This is a genomic window from Mucilaginibacter sp. A5337 (genome assembly GCF_059690695.1).
The window spans coordinates 897476-919012 of sequence record NZ_JCAWEC010000001.1; the positions used below are offsets into that span (position 1 = coordinate 897476).

22 protein-coding genes are annotated in these 21537 nt (G+C 41.8%); 15 read left to right on the forward strand and 7 right to left on the reverse strand.

All coding sequences use genetic code 11. The annotated features are described in order from the left end of the window. Positions 1 to 210: 210 nt before the first annotated feature. From AC59JO_RS03650 to AC59JO_RS03670, 5 genes are all read left to right on the forward strand, one after another. The gene (locus tag AC59JO_RS03650) at positions 211 to 1065 is read left to right on the forward strand and encodes a LiaF transmembrane domain-containing protein (protein WP_497303484.1); all 855 of its coding nucleotides are present in this window, start codon (positions 211 to 213) and stop codon (positions 1063 to 1065) included. A gap of 34 nt (positions 1066 to 1099) precedes the next feature. Next, positions 1100 to 1435 carry a DUF4288 domain-containing protein gene (locus AC59JO_RS03655; RefSeq protein ID WP_413669247.1) on the forward strand — a complete coding sequence of 112 codons (336 nt, stop codon included), beginning with the start codon at positions 1100 to 1102 and terminating at the stop codon, positions 1433 to 1435. A 27-nt stretch (positions 1436 to 1462) separates the two neighbouring features. Next, positions 1463 to 2497 (forward strand): sensor histidine kinase, encoded by a 1035-nt coding sequence (locus AC59JO_RS03660; RefSeq protein WP_244281115.1) that lies wholly within the window; start codon positions 1463 to 1465, stop codon positions 2495 to 2497. Further along, the gene (locus AC59JO_RS03665; protein ID WP_091218063.1) at positions 2494 to 3240 is read left to right on the forward strand and encodes a LytR/AlgR family response regulator transcription factor; all 747 of its coding nucleotides are present in this window, start codon (positions 2494 to 2496) and stop codon (positions 3238 to 3240) included. Before AC59JO_RS03660 ends, AC59JO_RS03665 begins: the two co-directional genes overlap by 4 nt. A 251-nt stretch (positions 3241 to 3491) precedes the next feature. Next, positions 3492 to 4190: a L,D-transpeptidase family protein gene (locus AC59JO_RS03670; RefSeq protein WP_497303487.1), complete on the forward strand. Its 699-nt coding sequence runs from the start codon at positions 3492 to 3494 to the stop codon at positions 4188 to 4190. Between the two features lie 152 nt (positions 4191 to 4342). On the opposite strand, the gene AC59JO_RS03675 is transcribed toward AC59JO_RS03670, so the two are convergent. Together AC59JO_RS03675 and AC59JO_RS03680 are read right to left on the reverse strand one after the other, a co-directional pair. After that, positions 4343 to 5233 (reverse strand): flavin reductase family protein, encoded by an 891-nt coding sequence (locus AC59JO_RS03675; RefSeq protein ID WP_497303489.1) that lies wholly within the window; start codon positions 5231 to 5233, stop codon positions 4343 to 4345. A 361-nt stretch (positions 5234 to 5594) separates the two neighbouring features. Beyond that, complete coding sequence (locus tag AC59JO_RS03680; RefSeq protein WP_091218073.1) at positions 5595 to 6590, reverse strand: fumarylacetoacetate hydrolase family protein; 996 nt, start codon at positions 6588 to 6590, stop codon at positions 5595 to 5597. 476 nt (positions 6591 to 7066) lie between these two features. On the opposite strand from AC59JO_RS03680, the gene AC59JO_RS03685 reads away from it, so the two are divergent. From AC59JO_RS03685 to AC59JO_RS03715, 7 genes are all read left to right on the forward strand, one after another. After that, the gene (locus AC59JO_RS03685; RefSeq protein ID WP_497303492.1) at positions 7067 to 8224 is read left to right on the forward strand and encodes a homogentisate 1,2-dioxygenase; all 1158 of its coding nucleotides are present in this window, start codon (positions 7067 to 7069) and stop codon (positions 8222 to 8224) included. Positions 8225 to 8338: 114 nt separating this feature from the next. After that, positions 8339 to 9463 carry a 4-hydroxyphenylpyruvate dioxygenase gene (gene hppD, locus AC59JO_RS03690; protein WP_497303494.1) on the forward strand — a complete coding sequence of 375 codons (1125 nt, stop codon included), beginning with the start codon at positions 8339 to 8341 and terminating at the stop codon, positions 9461 to 9463. 91 nt (positions 9464 to 9554) lie between these two features. Then, positions 9555 to 10811, forward strand: a complete 1257-nt coding sequence (locus tag AC59JO_RS03695; RefSeq protein WP_497303496.1) for a gliding motility protein GldB-related protein — start codon at positions 9555 to 9557, stop codon at positions 10809 to 10811. A gap of 100 nt (positions 10812 to 10911) precedes the next feature. Next, positions 10912 to 11382 (forward strand): YciI family protein, encoded by a 471-nt coding sequence (locus tag AC59JO_RS03700; RefSeq protein ID WP_413669252.1) that lies wholly within the window; start codon positions 10912 to 10914, stop codon positions 11380 to 11382. Next, positions 11383 to 12039: a DNA alkylation repair protein gene (locus AC59JO_RS03705; RefSeq protein WP_497303498.1), complete on the forward strand. Its 657-nt coding sequence runs from the start codon at positions 11383 to 11385 to the stop codon at positions 12037 to 12039. Positions 12040 to 12482: 443 nt separating this feature from the next. Next, the gene (locus AC59JO_RS03710) at positions 12483 to 13964 is read left to right on the forward strand and encodes a sensor histidine kinase (protein ID WP_497303500.1); all 1482 of its coding nucleotides are present in this window, start codon (positions 12483 to 12485) and stop codon (positions 13962 to 13964) included. A gap of 15 nt (positions 13965 to 13979) precedes the next feature. Next, a complete protein-coding gene (locus AC59JO_RS03715; protein WP_497303502.1) occupies positions 13980 to 14423 on the forward strand; it encodes a response regulator in 444 nt (147 codons plus the stop codon). 19 nt (positions 14424 to 14442) lie between these two features. Here AC59JO_RS03715 and AC59JO_RS03720 read toward each other — a convergent pair whose 3' ends face one another. The 3 genes from AC59JO_RS03720 to AC59JO_RS03730 form a co-directional block, all read right to left on the reverse strand. Then, a complete protein-coding gene (locus tag AC59JO_RS03720) occupies positions 14443 to 14916 on the reverse strand; it encodes a hypothetical protein (RefSeq protein ID WP_413669256.1) in 474 nt (157 codons plus the stop codon). Positions 14917 to 14940: 24 nt separating this feature from the next. Beyond that, complete coding sequence (locus AC59JO_RS03725; RefSeq protein ID WP_413669257.1) at positions 14941 to 15921, reverse strand: type I phosphomannose isomerase catalytic subunit; 981 nt, start codon at positions 15919 to 15921, stop codon at positions 14941 to 14943. Between the two features lie 135 nt (positions 15922 to 16056). After that, entirely contained in the window at positions 16057 to 17286 is a 1230-nt protein-coding gene (locus AC59JO_RS03730; RefSeq protein ID WP_497303505.1) for an NADP-dependent isocitrate dehydrogenase, read from the reverse strand. Positions 17287 to 17496: 210 nt separating this feature from the next. On the opposite strand from AC59JO_RS03730, the gene AC59JO_RS03735 reads away from it, so the two are divergent. Both AC59JO_RS03735 and AC59JO_RS03740 read left to right on the forward strand, forming a co-directional pair. Continuing rightward, a complete protein-coding gene (locus AC59JO_RS03735) occupies positions 17497 to 18207 on the forward strand; it encodes a hypothetical protein (protein WP_413669259.1) in 711 nt (236 codons plus the stop codon). An 87-nt stretch (positions 18208 to 18294) separates the two neighbouring features. Continuing rightward, a complete protein-coding gene (locus tag AC59JO_RS03740) occupies positions 18295 to 18729 on the forward strand; it encodes a hypothetical protein (RefSeq protein ID WP_413669260.1) in 435 nt (144 codons plus the stop codon). Between the two features lie 50 nt (positions 18730 to 18779). On the opposite strand, the gene AC59JO_RS03745 is transcribed toward AC59JO_RS03740, so the two are convergent. Beyond that, positions 18780 to 20567 (reverse strand): DNA polymerase III subunit gamma/tau, encoded by a 1788-nt coding sequence (locus tag AC59JO_RS03745; protein WP_413669261.1) that lies wholly within the window; start codon positions 20565 to 20567, stop codon positions 18780 to 18782. 108 nt (positions 20568 to 20675) lie between these two features. On the opposite strand from AC59JO_RS03745, the gene AC59JO_RS03750 reads away from it, so the two are divergent. Further along, on the forward strand, positions 20676 to 21263 hold the full coding sequence (locus tag AC59JO_RS03750; RefSeq protein ID WP_413669262.1) for a Uma2 family endonuclease: 588 nt from the start codon (positions 20676 to 20678) through the stop codon (positions 21261 to 21263). A gap of 5 nt (positions 21264 to 21268) precedes the next feature. Here the strand turns inward: AC59JO_RS03750 and AC59JO_RS03755 are convergent, their stop codons facing one another. After that, a complete protein-coding gene (locus AC59JO_RS03755; RefSeq protein ID WP_497303508.1) occupies positions 21269 to 21502 on the reverse strand; it encodes a hypothetical protein in 234 nt (77 codons plus the stop codon). Positions 21503 to 21537 lie beyond the last annotated feature (35 nt).

The window sequence follows — 21537 nt, forward strand, 5'->3', positions numbered from 1 at the left end:
TGATAAAGTTTAGTACGGTTATTTACTGATAAAAAACCGTCGCAACTTACAATTTTTTATTTTTGCCGAATGTTAAAAAATCAACCGCAACTTTTTCACCGCCAAAACATCCCCACTCACCGATTTCTTTAAATACATCGCCAATTTTTGTTTGGCTCAACTATAATGTTACCTTAGTTTTGGATATGATTTCAATTTGCAGATAATACAATGAACAACGATATAGAACATCCAAAAGATCCCAACAAAGGCAAGTCTGTTGCCGGGATCATTTTACTTGCTGTAGGCGGCATATTGCTGCTTCAGCAATTCCGAATTTTTTTCATACCCGATCATCTCTCCCTGTGGCCATTATGGCTTATTTTCTGGGGTATATATGTAGGTGCTAAACACAATTACAAAAAAGCATCATGGGTAATGCTGGTTGCTTTAGGTACTATATTCCTGATCACCCAAAACATTAACAATTCTGATCGTATAGTAGGCCCTCTGGCTGTAATTGGTTTCGGGATGTGGTTGATATTAAGGCGTAACAAACATTTTGATCCGCAGCAATGGAAACACGATTTCAAAGCAGAAAAATGGACCAACTGGGATAAAAAAGAGCCTTTTCAATTCGAAAAAACCGAGCCTGTGGACTATACAGTAAAAGATGAAGGAGATCCGATCCCCCCTGTTGATCCGTACACTCAAAAACAGCAGCAGTACAATACCAAATATTCAGGCGATGATTATATCGATACTGTATCCATTTTTGGTGGTGTTAATAAAACTATTCTCTCCAAACAATTTCGCGGAGGCGATATCGTAAACATATTTGGCGGCGCCGAGCTTGATTTTACACAGGCAGATATCAACGGCAGGATTATCATTGACATTACTCAAATTTTTGGTGGCACCAAAATCATTGTGCCATCAAACTGGCAGGTAGTATCAGATCTGGCAGCTGTTTTTGCAAGTGTTGATGATAAACGCATCAGGAGCACCGCAAGTGTAGGCAGCGAAAAAGTGCTGGTACTTAAAGGGGTATCCATTTTTGCAGGGGTAGATATTCGCAGTTATTAATTAAGGCAGATAATTACGAAAAGCATAAAACAACATGAACTGGTACGTAGCAAAATTAGTTTTCAGGGTGATAAGCGGGGATGGCGATCATCAGGCGCAATTTGATGAGCAATTAAGGTTGATCAGCGCGGATAGTGAATTAGTAGCTTATGAAAAAGCAAACCGTATAGGTCACGCCAATCAGGATAGCTTCAAAAATATTGAAAAGCAAACCGTTAAATGGCAATTTATAGATGTAGCCGAACTTAACCAGCTTGGCGAACTTGCAGACGGTACCGAACTGTATTACAATATACATGAAACGCCCGATGCCGACCTGTACATAGCCTGGGCGCACCATAAATCGGCCTTATTGGGCATCAGAAATTAAACCTTAAACCACAGAAAGCAACCCGTTTTGGAAGTTCCATCAATACAATCATCAAAACTATACGCGGCATTTGTAATATGCGGTGTGGCCTGGGCTGCACTGCAAACTTACATCATCCATAGTTTTGGTTTTTTATGGTTCACTGCCGCTACTGATGGCCTGTTGAGCGCCATATTGCTTTCATGCGCCTGCTGGCTTATCAATAATAACTTACGCTACTACCAACCCGGTAAAGGCAGTTACATTAACCTGTTTATATGGTGCGTTGCGCTTGCAGGCATTTGTACAGCCGGCTGCCGTTACCTTTTACCGTTAATAAACAGCGACACCATTTATACGGGTTTCCTGGCCCAATCATTAACCATCCGCTTGTTCACCGACTTTTTGGCCATCGGCTGGATGGCTATGATCAGCTTATTGTGGTTTTCGCAACTGGATCAGAAAGAAACCCTGAAACGTAAAACCGAAGCCGAGCAACTGGCTCGCGAAGCCGAATTATATAACCTGAGGCAGCAATTGCAGCCCCACTTCCTGTTTAACAGTCTTAACTCTATCAACGCGCTTATTGGCTTTAAACCTGATGAGGCCCGCAGGATGATCCACCAGCTATCCGACTTTTTACGCGGAACGCTTAAGAAAGACGATCAGCTGCAGGTGAGCCTCACTGAAGAACTTGCGCACCTCAACTTATACCTCGATATAGAAAAAGTACGCTTTGGTCATCGTTTACAAACCGAAATAAGCTGCGACCCAAAATGCGGAACCGCCATATTACCATCCATGTTGTTACAGCCTTTGGTTGAAAATGCCATTAAATTTGGCCTTTATGATACCATAGGCGAAGTTACCGTGAGCATTCGTGGTGAAATTGAGGATGGCTATCTGAATTTAATGGTACAGAACCCGTATGATCCGCAAACATCCAAACCAAAAAAAGGTACAGGTTTTGGTTTGCGGGGAGTGCAACGGCGATTATATTTGCTGTATGCCCGCAATGATTTAATGGAAACCCATGCGAGCGATGATCTGTACACAACCATTATAAAAATACCGCAACTATGAAGCGAGCTTTAATTATTGATGATGAACCTTTAGCCCGCATGGTTGTAAGGGAATACCTGCTTGATTTTAAAGACATTGAACTGATACAGGAATGTAACGATGGCTTTGAAGGTCTTAAAGCTATTCAGCAGCACCAGCCCGATTTGGTTTTTTTAGATATCCAGATGCCTAAAATTACCGGCTTTGAAATGCTTGAACTGGTTGAGCAGCCCCCTGCCGTGATATTTGCCACCGCATTTGATGAATACGCCATAAAAGCTTTTGAAGCCCACGCGGTCGATTATCTGTTAAAACCTTTCAGTAAAGAGCGCTTTAATAAAGCAGTAGAAAAATTCCTGGCTACGGCAGCTCCAAAACCTGCCCCTAAACAAACGGAAGAACTGCTGGAAACCGCAGCCACTCAATCCCCTGCACAACACGAGCGCATTGTGGTAAAAACCGGTACCAAAGTAAAGATCATCCCTGTTGCCGATGTTGAGTACCTGCAGGCCGATGATGACTATGTAAGCGTGATTACCAAAGAGGGCTCGTACCTCAAAAATAAAACCATGAGCTTTTTTGAGCAAACACTTGATCCTAACCATTTTGTACGTGTACACCGCTCATACATCGTGGCTATACCACAGATCACCCGTATAGATCCTTATGAAAAGGACGCACACCTCGCTATCCTGAAATCCGGCGCTAAAATCCCGGTAAGCAAAACAGGATATGTAAAGTTGAAGCAGGTATTGGGGATATAAGATCAACCGCTCACAAAAAATGTCATTGCGAGAAGCAGCACGGGCAAAGAGCACGCGGGGCGACGCGGCAATCTCGTCGCCAATGCATAGCAGCCTTGTATGTCCGATAGAATAGCTGCGAGATTGCCACGCTTCACTCGCAATGACATGGAGGTTATAACCAGCTTTTTCCGTTTATAAAAAATCCTTCATTCAATATAATTTTCTCTCAACAACTCCGTTAGCTACAATCATAGTTAACAACCTAATCAATGCCTAAACTGATCACATTGCTGCTATTAATTCTATTAATAGCCCTTCACAAAACCGAAATCCCCGACAGTAAACGGGCCAGCGATGTTCGCCTTAAAATATGGCCTAAACTTCAGAAAGAACTTAAAGACAAAGGCTTTGCCTCCTATGGTTCTGTTTACCTCCGTATTATCAAAGACGTCAGCGTACTTGAAGTATGGGTAAAATCGGCCAATAAATACCAGCTTTTTAAAACTTATGATGTGTGCACCTACTCCGGAGGTCTCGGTACAAAAACCCGCGATGGTGACGGCAAAAGTCCGGAAGGTTTATATACCATTGAACCTAAACAGCTTAACCCGGTAAGTAATTATTATTTAGCTATTAATGTTGGCTACCCCAACGTGGTTGATAAAGCCAAAGGCTATACCGGCAGCGCCATTATGGTACATGGACATTGTGCTTCGATAGGTTGTTACGCCATGACTGATGCCCGCATAGAAGAAATTTACACCTTGGTTTACGAAGCATTTGTAGCCGGCCAAAAACAAATCAGAGTTGACATTTTTCCCTTTAGGATGGATGATACAAATTTAAAGCGCTATTCCGCCTACAAACAAGATGCCTTTTGGCGCTCATTGAAGCCAGCGTATGAGCTATTTGAAAAACGGCAGCTACCGGTTGATTATCATCTTAAAGGAAAGGATTATGCTTATTGATGATTGATCCACATTGCAAAAAAAATGTCAATTGCGAGCGTAGCGTGGCAATCGCACGGAGGCAGGTCGGCCCTGTATAGCAGCGATTGCTTCGTCGTCCCTCCTCGCAATGACATTTTTTATTACATTCACGGCTATTCCCCACGCAGGTATCACTCCATTAGCAATACCATCAAAGCTTCCTCTACCCTTTCCACTTCCAACAGTCGTTTAGCTTTCAAATGCAATTGTAGTTCACGCGTTTGGCTATCGCCGATGGTGGCGTCGAGTACTTCTTTTATTTCGGGAGTTAGCGCGAAGGCCTCAATGGCCTCATCGGTGGGTATCGCCTCGAGGTTACCCAACTGTCCGAGGTTGTTACCGGTCAATATTCTCGAATTACGGATAGCATAAGGCAGAGCATCAACTCCTATACCTATTTTGGTGTTTGGTTTGGCTACTTTAAACAGGTTGTCGTTAGTAACACGGCAATACCAATCTCCGCCAAGACGGGCTACCAGGTCCATTTTGACCTGGTCTATCTTTCCGTCCTCGCCTAAAACAGCGTCACTAACGTGGATCAGTTTAATTTCGGCGAGTACAAGGTTACCGGCACCATGGCTTTGCCCTAATTCAATAACCTCGTTAACTACGCATTCCAGCTGCACATATGACTCGGCCACACGTGGCGGTTTTACCAGTTGCGATGGCAGCGGTGTTAACCCCGATTTAATAAACTCATTAACCCCCAACGGATACTCCACGCTTGACAGCGAGGTTTGCTGTACCATATCATAGTTAACAATATTGATCACGCACTCGGGCACTTCTTTTACATTTTCGAGCGTGTGCTTGGTAGTATTGTCCCTCACCCTGCGCGACGGCGAAAAAACACATATCGGAGGATTGGTACTAAAGAAATTAAAAAAGCTGAAAGGGCTCAGGTTTACGTTACCCGCTTTATCCACAGTAGAGGCAAGGCATATTGGCCTCGGCGCTATTACATAGTGCAAATAACTCTGAAGTTGAACCGGCGAAAGATCGGCTATGTTGATGGTAGGCATGGAGGTTGTACTTTTAAACCGTCATTGCGAGGTACAAAGCAATCGCGAACTTTACAGAGCGGCTCTGCTTATCGGGGATTACTTCGTACCTTATAATAACACAATCGTAAATTGTTGATTATTAAGATATTTTAATAATTTTATAACATGGGCGTTGCCTGCGGCCCGGGCTTTCCGTTACAAGTCCTCACCTTTCCTACCCTCACTCCCTACACACGCTGCGGGCTTTACACTGCAATCCCTAACGCGGCCTCCGCACAACATCCCTAAAATATATTTTGCTCGTCATCACGATTTTTTCCAGGAGCTCTCTGGTGATTACTCGCAATGACGCGTTTGTATTTCTATGGATAGTATTTTCTTATTTCTTCAACTTCAATATCGAAAAATCGCTATCTGCTTTCTCAATGATGTTACCCAGCATACCCAACCCTGTTACCTCCATTTCAACCAGATCACCGGGTTGCAGCCATTGCGGTTCATAATCAGCATTATTAAGTACACCGGTACCGTTCAGTTCAAGGAAGCAGCCGGTGCCTACCGTGCCAGAGCCTATCACATCGCCCGGCAAAACGTCGCAACCATAGGCAGCACGCTCAATGATCTCGGCAAAAGTCCAGTCCATATCGGCCATATTACCTGCCGATACCTGTTTGCCGTTCACCACACATTTCATCTCCAGGTTATAAGCATTCCCTGTATGACCAGGTTTTGCAGGCACTTTGTATTGCTCCAATTCATCGGGCGTTACCAACCACGGACCAATCACTGTTGAGAAATCCTTGCCCTTTGCCGGGCCAAGGTTTAGCAGCATTTCTTCCATTTGCAGGGTGCGGGCACTCATATCATTCATAATCATATATCCTGCAATAAAACTATCCGCTTCGGCTGCCGTTATATTGCGCCCTTTTTTATTCAAAACTACAGCCACTTCCAGTTCAAAATCCAGTTTCTTAAAATGATCGGGCATGCACTCAATTTCGCCGGGGCCTTGTATGGCATTATGATTGGTGAAGTAAAAAATAGGGTACTGATCAAACTCCGGTATCATATCCAGCTTACGGTTACGCCTCGCCGAAGCCACATGCTGCCTGAAAGCATAACCGTCGCGACATGACGTTGGGTGAGGTACAGGCGCCATCAGTTCAAAAAACAATTCCTCTTTAGCCTCTATTTTTCCCGACCGGATATCTTCATTAACCCGTGCAGCATGTTCCATCAGTTCGGGGCCTCCCCACAAAAACTCGTTCATATTGTCGGGGATCAACTTATCGCAGGAGTTTAAATTATAGATGTGGCCATTAACAAAAACGCCAAGATGTTCGCGGTCTTCGGTTTTATAGGATACTAATTTCATAGAGTAGCTTAATTGGTATAATCAAAGCTAATGATTTTTTGTTAGGTGAATGGTTGATTAAGTTGATTAGGTGAGTGGTTTCTTGCGCGGATATATTCCGCCGCCGAGCGGTGGCATAAATAAAAAACCACAAGGCAACCACTCACCTAATCAACCCAATCAACTACTCACCATTATTCAATCAACCACTCACCTAAATTTGCATCCTAAATATAATCCCGCTAACTTAGTATCATGTTACGCATACAAATGCATTTTCTGTATTCGTTGGGGTTAACCTCCATGAGCGATGCCTCATCGTTCAGAGATGCTATGCTTGCCAAGATCGTACTGGCGCAATACTAATATCTTCCATTCCCGCTATCTTCATTTTTTAACCATTATTTATTAATGGTTAGGGCAATGCTTTCGGACTTATTATTCCGAACACAAATCAGCATTTTATACGTTTTATTGTTAACCAATTAAACCAATTCATGCCTCTATATCATAGTTTAGGATCAATTCCGCCTAAGCGGCATACGCAATTCCGTAAGCCCGATGGTAGTTTATATGCCGAAGAGCTTGTTTCGACCGAAGGTTTTTCAAGCCTGTATTCGCTGGTGTACCATGCCTACCCGCCCACCATTGTAAAAACACTTGGTGAGCCCTACAGCGTGGAGCCTAAAATAGCGCGCGAAAAACACCTGAAGCATACCAGTTTGATAGGCTTCAACATACAACCAGAAGATGATTACCTGCAAAGCCGCAAGCCCGTACTGGTAAACAGCGACCTGCATATTTCGCTGGCTGCACCACGCCAAAGCATGACCGACTATTTTTACAAGAACAGTCAGGCCGACGAGGTGGTTTTCATCCATGAAGGTACCGGCACTTTAAAAACAGGTTTCGGCAATATCAAATTTCGGTATGGCGATTACCTGGTGATTCCCCGCGGCACCATTTATCAGATGGAGTTTGATGGTACGGCAAACAGGCTTTTTATTGTAGAAAGTTTCAGCCCTATCCGTCCGCCCAAACGTTACCGTAACCAGTACGGACAACTGATGGAACATTCGCCCTATTGCGAGCGGGATATCAAACTACCGGCCGATCTGAAAACTTATGATGAGCATGGCGATTTTAAAATCCTGATTAAAAAACAAGGACTCATTTATCCTTACATCTATGGCACCCATCCGTTTGACTTTATAGGCTGGGATGGCTTTCATTACCCCTGGGCTTTATCCATCCATGATTTTGAGCCGATAACGGGCAGGTTGCACCAGCCCCCACCGGTTCATCAAACATTTGAGGGCAACAACTTTGTGATTTGCTCATTTGTGCCCCGCAAATTTGACTATCATCCACTATCAATCCCCGCCCCTTACAACCACAGCAATGTGGATAGCGATGAGGTTTTGTATTACGTAGATGGTGATTTCATGAGCCGCAAAAGTGTGGTAAAAGGCCAAATTACCCTGCACCCCGGCGGTATCCCGCACGGACCGCATCCTGGCTCGGTCGAAAAATCAATAGGCAAAGAATCAACCGATGAGCTGGCTGTAATGATTGATCCTTTCAGACCGCTGATGTTAACGGAGGATGCTATTAAAATAGAGGATGAAAATTATTATAAAAGCTGGCAATATTAACTACTAACCCCATATCATTGCGAGCGTAGCGTGGCAATCGCATGCTATACAGAGCGAATCTGCACAGTTCGCGATTGCTTCGTTCCTCGCAATGACATATTTAAATTCATTAAAATGCACACTCAAACTTTAGATAAACAACCAACCACAACCGATTTCCTACCCCTTAACGGTACGGATTACGTTGAGTTTTATGTAGGCAATGCCAAGCAGGCGGCCCATTATTATAAAACAGCTTTCGGCTTTCAGAACCTGGCTTATGCCGGGCCTGAAACCGGTGTACGCGACAGGGCATCATACGTTTTGCAGCAGGGTAAGATCAGAATTGTACTTACCACTCCCTTACACTCCGAACATCCCATTGCCGAGCATATTAAAAAACATGGCGATGGTGTAAAAGTGCTGGCACTTTGGGTTGATGACGCTTATGATGCTTTTGAGCAAACCACTAAACGTGGCGCCGAACCTTATCAGCAACCACAAACCTTAACTGACGAGCATGGCGAAGTGCGTACGAGCGGCATTAAATTATATGGCGAAACCGTGCACATGTTTGTTGAGCGTAAAAACTACAAAGGTTTGTTTTTACCCGGCTATCAAAAACTGGAAAGTAATTATAACCCAACAGATGCCGGACTGTTATATGTTGACCATTGCGTAGGCAATGTAGGCTGGCATAAAATGAACGAGTGGGTTAATTTTTATGAAGAAGTTTTAGGCTTCCGTAACATCCTCACCTTTGATGATAAAATGATCTCGACAGAGTATTCGGCTTTAATGAGCAAGGTAATGAGCAACGGGAACGGCTTTGTAAAATTCCCGATCAACGAGCCTGCCGAGGGCAAGAAGAAATCACAAATTGAGGAATATCTTGAATTTTATGAGGACGAAGGTGTACAACATCTTGCCCTCGCTACCCATGATATTGTAGCAACCGTTACCGAACTGCAAAACCGTGGCGTTGAGTTTTTAACCGTACCCTCAACTTATTATGATGACCTGATTGATCGCGTTGGTCATATAGATGAAGACCTCGAGCCCCTGAAACGTTTAGGCATCCTGGTTGATCGTGATGACGAGGGCTACCTGCTGCAGATCTTTACCAAACCTGTTGAAGACAGACCTACATTATTCTTCGAGATCATCCAGCGCAAGGGCGCAAAATCATTCGGGGCGGGCAATTTTAAAGCCCTGTTTGAAGCAATTGAGCGCGAGCAGGAAGCACGGGGAAATCTATAGATAGATTTGAGACATTAGATATGAGATTTGAGAAATAGTTTTAAGCCGGGCGTTGCCCGGCTTTTTTGTTGCAATTTATTATTTTTAACTCATGCATAAATACCTGACCTTCTTCCTCACACTGTTGTGCTCTGCAGTATTCGGCCAAAAAAGTTTGAGCAGCAAAGGCGATAGTCTATACGAGGCGAAAAACTTTGTTCAGGCCGGACATTGTTACCTGCTATCGGCCCAACAAGCAGAATTTAAAGCTTCGGCCACCGGCGATTATTATAATGCGGCCTGTTGCTATGCGCTATCGGGTAAAACAGATAGCGCAATGATCATATTGAAATTAGCTGTAAACAGCGGCTATAAAAATGCCATACACCTGATCACAGACTCAGACCTCAATTCATTGCATCAAATGCCCGAATGGCGACCGCTGCTCAACTCCTTAGAAAAGCAGGCTAAAGGATTCACCGATGATCCCTTAAAAGCCAAACTTGTAACCAGCGATATTAAAAACTTCTGGACGGCTTATGACCGTGCTCAAAAAGACACAGCCAACCGGCTTAAAATTTACAAACAATATTATGTTGACCCTGGATCAGCAGGCTTGCAGGATTATTTTGCATACAAAGTTATACACATGAAAAACTTTGTAAAAGGTCATGATAAAAAGCAAAAGTTTTATGCGGCCATCCGCAAAAACACCTATACGGTTGATAAACAAAAGCCGCAGATGATGGCATCGTTTGTAAAACTTAAAGAGCTTTACCCGCAGGCTAAATTCCCGGATGTATATTTTGTAATCGGTGCATTTTCATCGGGAGGCACTTCATCAGATAATGGCCTGCTCATTGGCCTTGACCAGGCAGTTCGTACGCCTGATATACCGGTAGATGAACTTACCCTTTGGGAAAATAACAACTTTGGTAAGCTTGATTACATTCATAACCTTGTAGCTCACGAACTTATTCACTTTAACCAGGATGGCATGTTAGGCGGCGATACCACACTACTCCGGGCCGTTTTGGTTGAAGGCATGGCCGACTTTTTGGGCGAACTGATTTCTGGCCATACTGCTAACGAGCGCCTCCATGTGTGGGCAAAAGGACGCGAAAAACAAATATGGACCGATTTTGAAAAAGAAATGTATTTAAAGCGCGGCTACAATTGGATAGCCAACTCCAATCAGGAAACCGCTGATAAACCAGCCGATCTGGGTTATTGGGTTGGCTACCAGATCTGCAAGGGCTACTATGATAATAGCCCGGATAAAAAGCAGGCTATTTATAATATGCTGAACATCAAAGACTATAAAGCTTTTTACGAGAAGAGCGGAACAAATAAAAAGTTCAGCAACTAACATAAAATACTGTACTGTATAGGCTTTTAAGCCGGGCATTTGCCCGGCTTTTTATTTGGCAGCCATTAGGTTATATTTGGTATAACTAATTAACGATTTTATGAAAAAAGCTTTACTTATCCTTACCGCTGCCATACTAAGTGTTAACTGCTTAGCCCAAAGTTCACCATCCGCCAAACCCGTTTACGATGCCGCCCTTGCAAAAAAGCTTGGTGCCGATGATTATGGCATGAAAAAATATGTAATGGCCTTCCTGAAAGAAGGCCCAACGCAACTGAAAGATTCGGCTGCTAACATGCAGCTGCAAATGGCGCACCTTAAAAATATTGGCAGGCTTGCTGCCGAGGGCAAGCTGGTAGTAGCCGGTCCGTTTTTGGACAACCAGCCCTTACGTGGCATTTTTATTTTTAATGTAGAAACTGTAGAGGAAGCCCAAAAACTTACCGAAACCGACCCGGCTATCAAAGCAGGGGCTTTAGTGATGGAGCTGCACCCTTTTTATTGCAGCGCTGCCCTGATGCAGGTTGTGCCCATACATAACACCCTTCAAAAGAAAAGCATGACTAACTAAATGGATGCCGTACAATTTGTACTTGAACAGCTTAAAGAAAAAGCTGACGCTACCTATTTAAAAGGGATGGCCCGCTTTGGAATTGATAGTTCAAAAGCTTTAGGTGTAAGGCTACCCGAGATCCGTAAACTGGCAAAAGTCATTAAAAAAGACCATGACCTGGCGTTAGGCCTTTGGGATACACAAATACATGAAGCCAGGATGCTGGCCTCCATGATAGCCGACCCTCAACAGGTTACACCTCAATTGATGGATAAATGGGTAAGCGATTTTTACTCCTGGGACATTTGCGACCAGGTTTGCGGCAATCTCTTTGACCGTACCCCGTTCGCCATTGATAAGGCTATTGAATATAGTAGTCAGGAAGAGGAGTTTGTGAAACGTGCCGGCTTTGTTTTGATGGCCGAATACGCCATCCATAATAAAACTGCACCAGATGAAGTATTTATAAACCTGTTCCCCATCATGGAGCGGGAAGCCTGGGATAACCGGAATTTTGTTAAAAAGGCCGTTAACTGGGCTTTACGTCAAATAGGCAAACGAAATATTACACTAAAGGTTAAAGCTATTAATACTGCAAGAAATATTTATAACCAACCCGCCAAATCAGCAAAATGGATTGCCAATAATGCACTTAATGAACTAATAAGCAAATAGAATATATAATATTTTTCCATAAAATTAAATGCAGATAAATTGCCTGTAAAATAGGACATTATAATACTCAATAATAGTTCACCCATATTCACTAACTTAGTGCCCACCATTTTTTACAATCAAATTACATCGGAGTGTTTTATTGAAGATATCTTCAACTCTTAATGTATTTAAGTACAGTACAGGTTATTTTACAAAATATTACTTCAATTAGGAGTACATATAGCAAGATATTTTAAAAACCGTAAATACCAGTAAAAGAATACATTATAAAGTATCAAAAATATTATATTTGAGGCTGAGCAAATGTGGAATAATGAATGGGAGGAAAGTCACAGCCAAACAACTGATGGTTGTAAACTTAAAAACTTTAAATCGTGGCACATATTTTAGTAATAAGCATGTGTCAAAAAACAAATTGAATTAGTGAACGGATTGTTGATATGAGTTTTTCGGAAAAGGGTAAACTTTCTGGCGATGATATATATCTTACCCCTTTGATCAATGATCTGGATACGGGTATCTGGAAGTATAATTTCAATACAAAGGAAGTAAAGTGGTCGACAGGCTTTTATAAGGTATTGGATTTTCAATTAAATGAAATTGAATGCAATGCCTATACTTTTTTTGAGCATTTACTTTATCATGGTGATAAACCGGTTTTCCTTAACGCCATCAATAACCGGATTACCGAAAATGCCCCTCCGCTGCAATTACGCTTTTTAACAAAAAAAAATGGATACCAGTGGTTTGAAACCACCATTAGGAAACAGGACAATGAGCATGGCTGTATAGCTTACGGTTCGCTTGTAAACATCAACCGTTACAAACATAACGACCTATTATCGGCACACAACCAGATTATTAATGATGATGCCTTTAAAACGGCACGCCTTGGGAGCTGGGAGATTAATGCCCAAAGCACTGGCACCATTGAGCTGTCAACACAGGTATATGACTTATTTGATCTTCAAAATCACTTAAACCTTAGTGTTGAAGAGTTTATTAGCTTTTTTGAGCCGCCATACCGGCCTGTTTTGCAAAATGCTATTAACCTTACCTTTGAGCATAGCCGGCCCTTTGACATTAATTTACTACTGCGCTCGGCCAAAAACAATATGTTATGGTTGAAGGTAAAGGGCATACCCGTAATTAACCATTTCGGCAAATGTACTTCTATTAAAGGCATTGTGCAGGATATCGACAGCGAAAAAAGAAAACTGCTGAAACTTGAGCAGTCGATAAATTTACTGACCGACCAAAACCGCCGTCTGCAAAACTTCGCGTACATTGTATCTCACAACCTTCGCTCGCATACAGGTAATCTTCAGTTTATGGTAAACCTGTTTGAACAAACCGAAACAAGTGAAGAACGGGAGGAGATCTTTTCGCACATAAAAACCATCAGTGATAGCCTGGATCTTACTATTGAACACATTAACGAAATAGTTAAGATCCAAACAGAAATTACCAAAGAGCGGAAAATAGTTGAATTGGAGCCGATGTTCAAAAATATCTGCTCGGCGTTAAAGAATAACATTGAAGCTATAAACGCCCGCATTGAAGGTGACTTTACGCAATGCCCCGAGATTAGCTATATCCCGGCCTACATGGAAAGTATTTTGCAAAACCTGCTTACCAACTCGTTAAAATACAGCCACCCCGACAGGCAGCCTGTTATAAAATGCTACACTTTAACAGAAGGAAATCACATTTATCTGATTTTTGAAGATAATGGCCTCGGTATTGACCTGGAGCGTTATGGCGACAAGATTTTCGGTATGTACAAAACTTTCCATCAAAATACCGACGCTAAAGGCATTGGCCTGTTTATTACCCGTAACCAAATTGAAGCATTAGGCGGCAGCATCAAAGTTGACAGCACAGTAAATGTTGGCACAAAATTTACTATCAGACTGGCATAATTAAATTAACGAGAGATGATTGCAGAGCGAAATCCGGTTAACACCTGGATTGTGGATGATGATAGTATTTATGTTTACGGCTTAAAAAAATTAATAGGTATAAAGGAACTGAATACCCGGCTTAGCCATTTTATAAATGGAGAAGAAGCTATTGTTGCATTAGAAAAAGCAAACGAAGATCGTAACCTACCTGATGTAATATTACTGGATATTAATATGCCGGTTATGGATGGTTGGGAATTTATGAATGAATTTGCGAAAATAAAACCCCGATTAGGGAAAAAGATTGCAGTTTATATCGTGAGCTCATCAGTTGATCTGAATGATATTCACCGGGGTAAAAATATTTCTGAAATTACCGACTATATTTTCAAGCCGGTAAAAACCAACCATCTTACAGAAATTTTTGATCAAACTATTCGGCAGGCAAATGAAAACATAATGAAATACGGAACATAATAAATGCTCCGTATTTCTTTTATTGCTTAACTAAAACCGATGTGGATATAAAGTATTGAGAGGTATCTTTAAATGTAAGTTGAACCTTCCCTCCTGCATTGCTCAATTGACCGTACGAAGTATTGCTACCTGAAAAGGTAAACTTTATTCTGCTACTACCACTTATTGTCCAATTGCCAGTAGTGGATTCACCTTTCGATCCAATAATTGTGAAACTATCCGGAGTTCTTGAAACGTAGCAATCCTCAGCTCCCACATAAGCCGCAGCCCATGTTCCATCATCTTTAAGCGTGGTTTGGTTATCGCTCATACAAGGTGAAGCTGTACTTGTATACGTTTCAGATACACCTGTTCCAATGTTCAAATTAGTTTCAGAAACAAGAACATATTTACCGGCAAATGCGCTTTTAGGATTGCTGTTTTCTTTCTTGCAGCTATTACCGGCAAATAATATTGTTAAAATCAGGCTTAAGAATAATAATCTTTTTTTCATACAGGCAGGTGTATCAACACTGGATTATTCAATATAACTTTCAAGTATTTTAAAGCCGCCTGTTGTTTCCAGCTCAATTTTATCGATGCTTTTTGGCAACAGGATACATTCGCCCATTTTAACGGCGTACGCTTCATTGTTATATTTTACGGTATATCCGCCTTCAACACAAACATGGATCACAAATGAATCAAGTGCCGAATAGTCTTTCGACGTACTTTCATCAAAATCAAGCACATTGGTTGTAAAGTACGGGCAGCTAACCAGTTTTACGGTTTCATTTTCTTTAGGCTCGTATAACGTTTTGTATTCGGGATAATGCCTGTAATCTATAGCAGCAAGAGCCTCTTCTGTATGCAACTCGCGTTTGTTACCTTTATCATCAACGCGGTCAAAATCGTAAATACGATAAGTGATATCAGATGTTTGCTGAATTTCGGCAATCAGTAAACCTTTACCTATTGTATGTACCCTGCCTGCCGGTAAAAAGAAAACGTCGTCAGCAACTGCTTCTTCCCTGTTCAGAATATCCATGATATGGCCGCTGTTTAAAGCGTCTACATATTTTTGCTCGGTCATGTCCTGGTTAAAACCGGTAATCAATGTCGAACCCGGATCGGCCTCGATGATATACCACATTTCGGTTTTACCAAATGAGTTATGGCGCTCTTTAGCCAGTTTATCATCAGGGTGCACCTGTACCGAAAGGTCATCATTGGCATCAATAAATTTTACCAATAAAGGAAAGATATTACCGAAGTGATCATAAACCTTTTTACCAACCAACTCATCTTTGTATTGCTCCAGTAAATCAGCTAATGATTCACCTTCAAGCGAGCCGGAAGCCACAACCGAAACATCAGATTTTACGCCTGATATCTCCCAGGTTTCGCCGCAGTTTGGCAGGCTGCCAAAATCCTTATGCAAATAGGTTTTGATCTTTTGACCGCCCCATATCTTGTCTTTATAAATGGTTTTAAATTTTAATGGATATAATGCCGACATAGTGTTGTGTATTTTGCCTGCTAAGTTAGGAGTTAAATGTTTAATTGAAAATGCTAAATTGATTTACTTAATATGTTGTATAACAAAAAAGCCCATGCTCATGCACGGGCTTCTTAATATAAAGCTATCGGAAAATTACTTACCTAAGCGTTTTTTCAGGTTCTCGTCAATTGCAGCTAAAAACTCTTCAGTGTACAGGTAATCGGTACCATGCTCCACTTTTGGTTTAATAGTGATGGCCAAATCTTTGGTCATTTTGCCGCTTTCAACTGTTTCGATACAAACTTCTTCCAAAGCTTTGCAGAAGTTGATTAATTCTGTGTTTTTATCCAGGATACCACGGAATTCCAAACCTCTTGTCCATGCAAAGATAGATGCAATCGGGTTAGTTGAGGTTGGTTTACCAGCCTGGTGGTCACGATAGTGACGGGTTACTGTACCATGGGCAGCTTCGGCTTCCATTACGGTACCGTCCGGGGTAACCAAAGTTGAGGTCATTAAACCCAATGAACCAAAGCCTTGTGCTACAGTATCAGACTGGACGTCGCCGTCATAGTTTTTACAAGCCCAAACAAAGTTACCGTTCCATTTCAGGGCCGATGCAACCATGTCATCAATTAAGCGGTGCTCGTAAGTGATGCCAGCAGCGTCAAACTTCTGTTTGTAATCATTTTGATAGATCTCTTCAAAAATATCTTTGAAGCGGCCATCATATTTTTTAAGGATGGTATTTTTGGTTGAAAGGTATAAAGGCCAGCCTTTCATTAAAGCCTGGTTAAAGCAGGCATGAGCAAAACCTCTGATAGACTCATCGGTATTGTACATGGTTAATGCAACACCATCACCTTTGAAGTTAAATACTTCGTATGATTGCTCAGGGCCTCCATCTTCAGGAGTAAACTTAACAGTAAGTTTACCTTTACCTTTGGTTAAGAAATCAGTAGCACGGTACTGATCACCAAAAGCATGACGACCGATACAGATAGGAGCTGTCCAGTTAGGTACCAAACGAGGTACATTTGACATAACGATCGGCTCACGAAAAACTGTACCATCCAGGATGTTACGGATAGTTCCGTTTGGTGATTTCCACATTTGTTTTAACCCAAACTCAGCAACCCTTGCTTCGTCGGGAGTAATAGTAGCGCATTTGATACCAACGCCATATTGTTTAATAGCGTTAGCTGCGTCAATAGTTACCTGGTCGTCGGTTTGGTCGCGGTACTCGATACCCAAGTCATAGTATTTGATATCAAGATCAAGATACGGGGTAATCAATTTGTCTTTGATGAATTTCCAGATAATTCGGGTCATTTCATCGCCATCCAGTTCAACTACCGGATTCTCTACTTTTATTTTTGACATGCCTGATGTGGTTTTTGTTATACAAACGGCCAAATATATAAAATTGACTTTATCAATTTTATCAAATAATGCAATGAAAAATTATAGATTTCGTTATAATGACAATTATTACTACCAGCATTGTTGTTTTTATAAACTTTGGTGCTATTTTTATAAAATAAAAACGCTTACCATAAAACAAACTCCTTTTAACCGGAGTTATCGTTCATTATGATAAAACTCATACTAAAAACCTCCATTATAATCCTGTTGTGTTCCGTATCATTTTTAGCAAAAGCCCAGATAGGTTTTGATTACGCCCAATATGATGTTGGCTTTGCTGCAGGTATTAATCAGGCCAGCTCGGTTGATGTACAATCTCTAAAAACAACCCCCTCTATAAATCTTAACTTTACCTACAACCAAAGCCCCTTTTTAAATTATATAGTAAATTTAGAAGTAGGCCGGTTAAAGGGAGGTTCGCCCAATACTGCTACACAAAGGCAGTTTGAAAATCATTTCAGTGCTTACTCATTCAGGGTGCAGGTACAGGCAGGCGAGTTAATTGACTACTCGAAAAGTGCTGTTGCAAACGCCTTTAAAAACCTCTATGTATCCTCGGGTTTGGGATATATCAATAATAACGTTGTGTACAGGACAGACGATGCCCTTTTATTGGAGCATGACCAGGTATTACCTTTTACACCTAAAACAAATGAAATATTTATACCGGTACGCTTAGGTTATGAGTTTAAGTTTTTTAACAGCTACAATCAGCCTTCCGTTAAAATTGACCTGGGTTATCAATACAACTTTATCATGGGCGATAATCTTGACGGCTATGTTGCCGGAGCTCATAATGACGCATATTCACAAATTACATTAGGCTTTAAATTTGCTATCGGTGGCGTTACTTCGTACCGAAAACAAATCCATTATTAAGCTTTAAGTAAAAATCTTTTTTTTAACTTGATTTGCTTTTTGGCAGGGTTTTTACTGTGTATATTTATATTATAAAAACACAGAACTATGAACAACGATCAAATTGACGAAGCAGGTTTCAATGACGATCTCCCCGATCGCGACGAAACGCTGAGGGACGAATTGGGAGAAACAATCGATACAGAAGATCTTAGCTACAATCCCGACGATAACAGCTACGAATACGACGTTAAAAGTGATGATCCGGATTATGACCATCCCGATCCATATCATACCACAGCAAAAAACGGCGAGGATTTTAACTCCACTTATGATGAAGCAAACCCATACGATGTTGATGGCGAATTTGATGAAGACCGTTCGCTTGAAACTGATGTAGATGAATTAGGAATGCACATTGATAATGGAGAAAGTGTTGAAGTTGATCCTGTTGATGCCGCCTTATCTCATACGCCCGAAGATGACCGGGATGATCTTGACGAGGAAGGGTACCCCAAAAACGACAGGGAACATCTGAAATAATTTTGTTAACTGTTGAGTTGTAAATTTTAATTAGTTACACAACTCAACAGTTAATCAAAGTCGAGATTAAACCTGCTCTTTAATTCCAGCAGCTCCGGGTTACGGGCTGCCATATGCTGAAACTTTTCGGGTGCGGTATAAGGTTTGCGTACTACTTTTTGCTCATCAACCCGGGCATTTACCTCAATAGTAAAATTCTTGAGGTTACTGCGCAGATAATTAAGCATAATCGGCTTTTCATCCCTGAAAATATTTTCCTGCACCATATTGCCTACTATTACCTCAAAAACGTAAGGCTTCAGCATACGCGGTGCATTGGATGTAAAAATGGTTACCAGATTTTTCTTCCCTTCTTTTTTTGCGTATGCTGCAAAATCACTCCAGCATTGCAAAAACGCATCCATGGTAAAATCCTCTTTATCATCGCCTTTTAAATAAGGATCTTCCTCTTCAAGTAATTGCTCCTGCGTTTTTACCTCGCCGGTTAATGAAGGCGTAAGCGTACTGCGCAACGGCATTACTATCCTGGGTTTTTCGGCTGGCGAGGTGTCTTTTGCTTGTGCAACCGGTGTTGCTGTTTCTTTTACAGGTGTGTTGTATATAGGGGCGGCCTCGCTTGCTATAGATACAGCAGGGCTTGCCGGGGTGCTATTAGCAGGCGTTATTGCTGAGGTATCAGGTTTTTTTTTTAATCCCCCGTCGGTAGCGGGCGTTACTGTTAGCGGTGTGGTTGCCAGGTTAAATACCGATGGCAGATGGCACATCTTGAGTAACGCTAACTCAACCTGCAGCCGTTGGTTTTTGCTGAGCTTATAACTGATATCGCACTGGTTGGCGATATTCATGGCCGAGAGCAAAAACGAAACCGATGCGTGCTGCGATTGCTGCAGATATTTTGTCCTGATGCCCTCGCTTACTTCAAGCAGTTTTATTGTTGATTGATCCTTTCCAACTAACAGGTTTCGGAAATGTTCGGAAAGGCCCGCTATAAAATGAGCACCGTCAAACCCGCGCGAAAGGATCTCGTCAAAAAACACTAATACTTTTGCGGTATCCTCCTTAAGCAGGCTTTCGGTTATATTAAAGTAGTAATCATAATCCAGTATGTTCAGGTTATCGATAACCGAACGATAAGTGACTTTTCCACCGGAAAAGCTTACAATCTGGTCGAACATGGAAAGCGCGTCGCGCAAACCTCCGTCGGCCTTTTGCGCAATAATGTGCAAGCCATCCGGTTCATAACTGATATTCTCCTTGCCGGCAATTGATGCCAGGTGCCCGGCCATATCCTCAACCCTGATGCGGTTAAAATCAAAGATCTGGCAGCGGGATAGAATAGTTGGAAGAATTTTATGCTTTTCGGTAGTGGCTAATATAAATATGGCATAATGAGGCGGCTCCTCAAGCGTTTTCAGGAACGCGTTAAAAGCGGCCTGCGATAACATGTGCACCTCATCAATAATATAAACCTTGTAGCGTGCTGCCTGTGGCGGAATCCTCACCTGCTCAATTAAACTGCGGATATCATCAACCGAGTTGTTGGATGCAGCATCAAGTTCGTGAACATTAAAGGAGTTTCCATTTTCAAAGGCTTTGCATGACGCACACTCGCCACAGGCTTCACCATTAGGCTGCAAATTGGTGCAGTTAATAGTTTTAGCCAGGATCCGGGCACAGGTAGTTTTACCCACACCACGCGGCCCACAGAACAAAAATGCCTGTGCCAGCTGGTTATTTTTTATAGCGTTTTTGAGCGTATTGGTTATATGTTGCTGACCAACAACGGTTTCAAAAGTAGCCGGGCGATACTTACGGGCCGAAACAATGAAATTATCCACAAGTGCTAAGGTAGTGAGAAATTAGATTTGGTGAAAGAGCGCTTTTGCTAAAATTTTGAACACTCATATCCGTTAAAAACCTTAATTTTGAAATAAGCGCCAAAAACTATGCAATTATCCGATCTTGATGTATCAAAAACTTACACTTACGCTGACTATCTGAAGTGGACATTTGACGAACGACTGGAGCTTATTAAAGGAAAGATCTTTAAAATGAGTCCGGCTCCGGGATCGGTGCATCAATTAATTTCAGGAGCCATTTTTGCTGAACTTTATAATTATCTAAAAGGAAAACCCTGTAAAGTATTTCATGCGCCTTTTGACGTAAGATTAAATAAACGCTCTATAAATAATAAGGATATACAAACTGTTGTACAACCCGACATCAGTGTGGTTTGTAACCCCCTAAAAATTGATGAAAAAGGTTGTCTCGGGGCTCCTGATATTGTGGTTGAAATTTTATCGCCCGGAAACAACAAGAAAGAATTGCAAAACAAATACGAAGTGTACGAAGAAAACGGGGTGCTTGAATACTGGATCATTCATCCATCCGAGAAAACTTTTCTCAGATACAGCCTTGTTGAAAACCGGTATCAGGCCTCCCGTTTACTTACTACAGGGGATGAGGTTACCACACCGATATTACCAGGTTTTGTATTAAAGCTTGACGAATTATTTGCAGCGGCTAACAGCTGATGCCTTTATTGCAAATCATCATCGGGCAAATGATCATCATCTTCAGGATCGGGTTCCCCCATATCATCATCTACCTGTATTTCATGCAGATCTTCCTTATCATCAAGTATATCGTCAAAATCCTCATCTTCCTGATCGTTCCAGTCGCCTTCAAGAGGATCATCTCCTCCCCCGTACATCAGGATCTCATCAAACGAAAGTGGACTAGCTTTTTCTGTTTGAACAGTTACGAATTGCATAGATTAAAGATTTTATATTTCTGAAACCCCAAACT